This window comes from Paenarthrobacter sp. (assembly GCF_031180005.1).
Classification (GTDB): Bacteria; Actinomycetota; Actinomycetes; order Actinomycetales; family Micrococcaceae; genus Arthrobacter.
The window spans coordinates 1-5,965 of record NZ_JAPSHI010000057.1 but is presented as its reverse complement, the minus strand read 5'-3'; the positions used below and the strand labels follow the sequence as shown (position 1 = coordinate 5,965).

General features: G+C 63.0%; 4 protein-coding genes and 2 pseudogenes. All 6 read right to left on the bottom strand.

The window, feature by feature from the left end:
* Window positions 1–200: pseudogene (locus tag RIF72_RS19730) on the bottom strand (N-acetylglutamate synthase); the annotation flags it as partial.
* A gap of 321 nt (window positions 201–521) precedes the next feature.
* The gene (locus tag RIF72_RS19725; RefSeq protein WP_309076483.1) at window positions 522–3,014 is read right to left on the bottom strand and encodes an ATP-dependent Clp protease ATP-binding subunit; all 2,493 of its coding nucleotides are present in this window, start codon (window positions 3,012–3,014) and stop codon (window positions 522–524) included.
* A gap of 379 nt (window positions 3,015–3,393) precedes the next feature.
* Entirely contained in the window at window positions 3,394–3,732 is a 339-nt protein-coding gene (locus tag RIF72_RS19720; protein ID WP_309076482.1) for an Lsr2 family protein, read from the bottom strand.
* 131 nt (window positions 3,733–3,863) lie between these two features.
* A complete protein-coding gene (locus RIF72_RS19715; RefSeq protein ID WP_309076481.1) occupies window positions 3,864–4,043 on the bottom strand; it encodes a hypothetical protein in 180 nt (59 codons plus the stop codon).
* A gap of 2 nt (window positions 4,044–4,045) precedes the next feature.
* Window positions 4,046–5,584 carry a lysine--tRNA ligase gene (lysS, locus tag RIF72_RS19710; protein ID WP_309076480.1) on the bottom strand — a complete coding sequence of 513 codons (1,539 nt, stop codon included), beginning with the start codon at window positions 5,582–5,584 and terminating at the stop codon, window positions 4,046–4,048.
* Window positions 5,585–5,671: 87 nt separating this feature from the next.
* Window positions 5,672–5,965: pseudogene (locus tag RIF72_RS19705) on the bottom strand (allophanate hydrolase); the annotation flags it as partial.

Below are 5,965 nucleotides of genomic sequence, written 5' to 3'. Positions count from 1 at the left end.
TCCCACATCACATGGAGTGCGCCGCAGCCAATGACTTCGCCGTCCGAGGACTCGGCGATCCGGAACTCCTGCAGGCTCTCGTAGTAAGCAACCGTCTCCTTTGCCATCAGGATCCGTTGCTCTGCCAGCGGCGCCACAAGTTTCTTGATGGCGGAAACATCGCCGGTGCGTGCGGGGCGGATATGGAAGGAGTCAGTCACAGAGCAATCCTACGAGGCGAAGACTTCCGGCCCAGAAACTGCGACATTTACCGCGTGCCCGCCCGTTCCTCGCTTAGACGCACGCTACATAAGTGCCTGATGTCCGTCGCATGGTGCATAGGCGCGCCTCACGCGAAGCGCAGGCGCCGGGGTCATTTGTGTAGCTTGCGTCAAAGCGACGAAGGAGCAGCAAGCGGCAAATGACTCCGGCGTGCCGCAACGACCCAACCGAGTCATGCCGGACGCCAACGCTTTGCCGGGACGGAGGACAAGCGAAGGCCCCGCCTGCTCGGGGAGCTGGCGGGGCCTTCGGGTGGTGCTTTAGACGCTCGGGGCGATTTCCGGGATGCGCGGCTTGGCATTGCCGGCGAACGTGAACTTGGCGTCGTCGCCGTCGCCTTCCACGTCCACTACGACGATGTCGCCGGCGTGGATTTCGCCGAACAGGATCTTCTCGGAGAGCTGGTCCTCGATCTCGCGCTGGATGGTGCGGCGCAGCGGCCGGGCACCCATGGCGGGATCGTAGCCGCGGGTTGCCAGGAGCACCTTGGCCTTGGGCGTGAGCTCAATGCCCATGTCCTTGTCCTTGAGGCGCTTCTCCAGGCGGGTGACGAACATGTCCACGATCTCGATGATCTCGTCCTGGGTGAGCTGCGGGAACACCACAACGTCATCCACACGGTTCAGGAACTCGGGGCGGAAGTGCTGCTTGAGCTCCTCGGTGACACGGGCACGCATGCGGTTGTAGCCGGTCTGCGTGTCGGTGCCCGACTGGAAGCCGGTGGCAACGCTCTTGGAGATGTCCCGGGTGCCCAGGTTGGTGGTCATGATGATCACCGTGTTCTTGAAGTCCACCACGCGGCCCTGGGAGTCGGTCAGGCGGCCGTCTTCCAGGATCTGCAGCAGCGAATTGAAGAGGTCCGCGTGGGCCTTTTCCACTTCGTCGAACAGGACCACCGAGAACGGACGACGCCGGACCTTTTCGGTCAGCTGGCCGCCTTCCTCGTAGCCGACGTAACCCGGAGGTGCGCCGAAGAGCCGCGAGACGGTGTGCTTCTCGGAGTACTCGGACATGTCCAGGGTGATGAGGGCGTCCTCTTCACCAAACAGGAACTCCGCGAGTGCCTTGGCCAGTTCGGTCTTGCCGACGCCGGTGGGGCCGGCGAAGATGAACGAACCGCCGGGACGCTTCGGGTCCTTGAGTCCTGCACGGGTACGACGGATTGCCTGGGACAGTGCCTTGATGGCCTCGTCCTGGCCCACGACCCGCTTGTGCAGTTCCTCTTCCATCTTCAGCAGGCGCGAGGATTCTTCCTCGGTCAGCTTGAACACGGGGATGCCCGTGGAGTTGGCAAGCACCTCAGCGATGAGATCCTCATCCACCTCGGAGATGTCGTCCATGCCGCCGGACTTCCAGTGGCGTTCCTTTTCGGAGCGCTCGGTAATCATCTTCTGCTCTTTGTCACGGAGCGCGGCTGCACCTTCGAAGTCCTGCGCGTCAATCGCGGACTCCTTTTCCATCTTCAGCTTGGCAATGCGCTCGTCCATGGCCTTGAGCTCCGGCGGAGCGGTCATGCGGCGGATGCGCAGCCGTGCGCCGGCTTCGTCGATCAGGTCGATCGCCTTGTCCGGCAGGAAGCGGTCAGAGATGTAGCGCTCGGCGAGGCTTGCAGCCGAGGCGAGGGCGCCGTCGGTAATGGTCACGCGGTGGTGCGCCTCGTAGCGGTCACGCAGGCCCTTCAGGATCTCAATCGCATGCGCAACTGAGGGCTCCTTGACCTGGATCGGCTGGAAGCGGCGCTCCAGTGCGGCATCCTTTTCGATGTGCTTGCGGTACTCGTCAAGCGTGGTGGCACCGATGGTCTGCAGTTCACCGCGGGCCAGCATGGGCTTCAGGATGGAGGCAGCATCGATTGCACCTTCGGCGGCACCGGCACCCACAAGGGTGTGGATCTCGTCGATGAAGAGGATGATGTCGCCGCGGGTGCGGATTTCCTTGAGGACCTTCTTCAGGCGCTCTTCGAAGTCACCCCGGTAGCGGGAGCCGGCCACCAGGGACCCGAGGTCCAGGGTGTAGAGCTGCTTGTCCCGAATGGTCTCCGGGACATCGCCGCGGACAATCGCCTGGGCAAGACCCTCGACGACGGCGGTCTTGCCGACGCCTGGCTCACCAATCAGCACCGGGTTGTTCTTGGTGCGGCGGGAGAGGACCTGCATAACGCGTTCCATCTCCTGCTCGCGCCCGATCACCGGGTCCAGCTTGTTCTCGCGGGCAGCCTGAGTCAGGTTGCGCCCGAACTGGTCCAGCACAACAGATCCGGCCGGTGCGCCCTCGGGCTGGCCCGAGCCGACGCCTGCGCCGGTGGTTTCCTTGCCCTGGTAGCCCGACAGGAGCTGGATGACCTGCTGGCGGACCCGGTTAAGGTCGGCGCCGAGCTTGACCAGCACCTGGGCGGCAACACCCTCACCCTCGCGGATGAGTCCCAGCAGGATGTGCTCCGTGCCGATGTAGTTGTGGCCCAGCTGGAGGGCCTCGCGCAGCGAGAGTTCCAGCACCTTCTTGGCACGGGGGGTGAAGGGGATATGGCCGGACGGCGCCTGCTGGCCCTGCCCGATGATCTCCTGCACCTGCTCGCGAACGCCGTCGAGCGAAATGCTCAAGGACTCAAGAGCTTTGGCGGCAACGCCCTCACCCTCATGGATAAGACCCAAGAGGATGTGTTCGGTACCGATGTAATTGTGGTTCAGCATGCGTGCCTCTTCTTGGGCAAGCACAACTACGCGACGGGCACGGTCCGTAAATCGCTCAAACATTTCGCCACACTCCTAGCTACGACGTACTTTGATGCTACGTGGCCCGCCCACACTTGTGGAGCGTGTTCGCCACGGGGGAAACCGTGATGAACCGGGAATACCGGCAGCCGTCCCCGCCAAACACCGCCGGCAGCCTGAAGAAGACTGCAGAACAAGCCTTTTCCACACGCAATGGGGGGCCCACTCCGGGTCCTTCCACACCGATGCCTCCCAGTTCACGTTGGCTGCCTGCCACGTCCTGCACCCTAAATGCAGCCCTGCTGCTGAGGCCCGTATGTGGGAGTAAATGCCGCACGGCGGGCTCTATCAGCGCGGGAAACCAAAGAAGCCCTGCCTCCCATAACGGGAAGCAGGGCTTATAGGCCGGCTGTGGCTGAAACTAGGAATTGGCCTTTTGGTAGGCTTCCTGGATTTCGGCCTGAATTCGGCCGCGGCTGTTAACGGTGTAGCCGTTTTCCCTCGCCCATTGGCGAATCTGCGCTGAATCGTGGCTGCGGCCTCCACTCGGTGCTTTGGTGCGGGCAGCCCGGCCGCTGCTGCCGCCGGAAGCCTTGCGCGAAGCATTGATAAAGCGTTCGAGTGAGGAACGGAGTTCAGCGGCATTGGCTGCCGAAAGGTCAATCTCGTAGTTGACCCCGTCAAGGCCAAACTTAACATTCTCGTCTGCGGATCCCCCATCCAAATCATCAACGAGGATGATGTTTACTTTCTGTGCCATTTAAAGTCTTCCTTTGAAAAGGGTTCGGTTTCCAGAAAAGCAGGATGTTTCCCTGAAAGTATGACTCGCTTTATGGCAACGCGTCAAAGCGTAAATTGGTTCCTGGGGATAAAAACGGAAAGCCGGGTGGTTTATCTATTCGATTCCGGGCCCGGGCGGCCGGCAGGCCCGGCAGCACGCTCTTCCGCTTCTGCCTGCGCCTGTGCCTCCGCCTGGCGTTCGGATTTGTCCGCGTTGAAGATTGCTTTCATGGCGAACCAGAAGAGGAGGCCTACTACCAGGGAAGGCAGGAGTACAGCTACATACTCCATGCTCAGTGCCCTTCCGGCTTCAGCAGCGGGAAGAGGATGGTTTCGCGGATTCCGGCTCCGGTGAACAGCATTACCAGCCGGTCGATGCCGAGCCCGATACCGCCCATTGGAGGCGCCCCGTATTCGAGCGCACGCAGGAAGTCCTCATCCAGTTGCATCGCCTCGTCGTCACCGGCGGCTGCGTGGCGGGACTGCTCGGTAAGCCGTTCGCGCTGGATAACGGGGTCGATCAGTTCGGAGAAGGCCGTACCGCGCTCCATGCCGCCGATGATGAGGTCCCACGCCTCGATCAGCCGGCCGTCCTCGCGGTGCGGGCGGGCGAGCGGCTGGGCAGAGGGCGGGTAGTCGTAGACAAAGGTGGGGTTCAGCAGGGTGGGCTCCACAATCTCGCCGAACAGCTCGACAACCAGCTTCTCTGCGTCCCACTTCGGGTCCACCTTGACCTCGTGCTTGTCGGCAATGCCGCGAAGCACCTCCAGCGGAGTATCCGGGGTAACTTCCTGGCCAACGGCGTCGGACAATCCCGGGTAAACGGAAACCCAAGCCCACTCGCCGTCAAGGTTGATCTCTCCCGCTTCTGTCTGCAGGACACGGCCGGCGCCTACGGCGTCCGCGGCATCGAGGATGATTTCCTTGATCCGCTGTGCCATAACAAACTGGTCCGCCCATGCCTCGTAGCACTCCAGCGTGGTGAACTCCGGGCTGTGGGTTGAGTCCACGCCCTCGTTGCGGAACACGCGCCCCATGTCATAAACGCGGTCAATGCCGCCCACCACGGCCCGCTTGAGGTAGAGCTCCGTGGCGATGCGCAGGGTCATCTTCTGGTCGAAGGCGTTCATGTGGGTTTCAAACGGGCGTGCGAGCGCGCCGCCGTGGACCAGCTGGAGAATGGGGGTTTCGACTTCCACATAGTTGTGGCGAAAGAGCGTCTCACGGATGGAGCGCGTAATGGCGGCGCGGGTATAAACCATTTCGCGGGCTTCGTCGCGAACCATCAAATCCACGTAGCGCTGGCGGACGCGGGTCTCCTCGTTCAGCTCGGCGTGGAGTACCGGCAGCGGACGAAGCGCCTTGGAGGCCATGGACCAGGACTCGGCCATAACGGACAGCTCACCACGGCGGGAGGAGATGACCTCACCCCGGATGAACACGTGGTCACCGAGGTCCACCAGCGCCTTCCAGTCGGCCAGCGCTTCCTCGCCCACGTTGGCGAGGCTGAGCATGGCCTGCAGCCGTGTTCCCTTGCCGTCAGTGCCGCCCTCCTGGAGGGTGGCGAAGCACAGCTTTCCGGTGTTGCGCACGAACACAACACGGCCGGTGACGCCTACAATGTCGCCTGTGGTGTCATCCGCCTCCAGATGGGCATACTTTTCGCGGACCTCCGCGAGCGAATGTGTCCGTTCCACACCCACCGGGTACGCCTCAACGCCGCGCTCAATCAGCTTGGCGCGCTTTTCCATGCGGATGCGCATCTGCTCGCTGGCATCGAGCGGCTCCGGGGCGTTCTTGGGCGAGGGGGTGTTTTGGGAAGTCACAATCATCAAGTTTACCGGGAGTTGGACCCGCCCCGCTTCCCACCGGCGGACGGTGCCGGGGCCTCACAGGGCCCCGGCACCGCCCGCCGGGTGTCACCGCCGCTCGCCGCGGCTGAACCCAGCGAGGGCTGCCTCCCCCAGGTTCTGCCACACGTTGTGGGGCTCATGCTGCCCGTCCCGGCCTGTGGCCCCCTTCCGGTCTGCCAGCCAGTCGCCGTAGTGCGTGATGTCTTCTCCCTGCGCAGCCGCGACAGCATCACAAGCGAATCCGACCGCCCTCGAACCGTCCGCCAGTTCCACCGCTCCAAGCAGCATGGGTTCGGGGAGGGAAGCCAGGAACCGCCCAAGCCCCGCTTCGGACACCAGCCACCGTTCACCCGCAAGCTC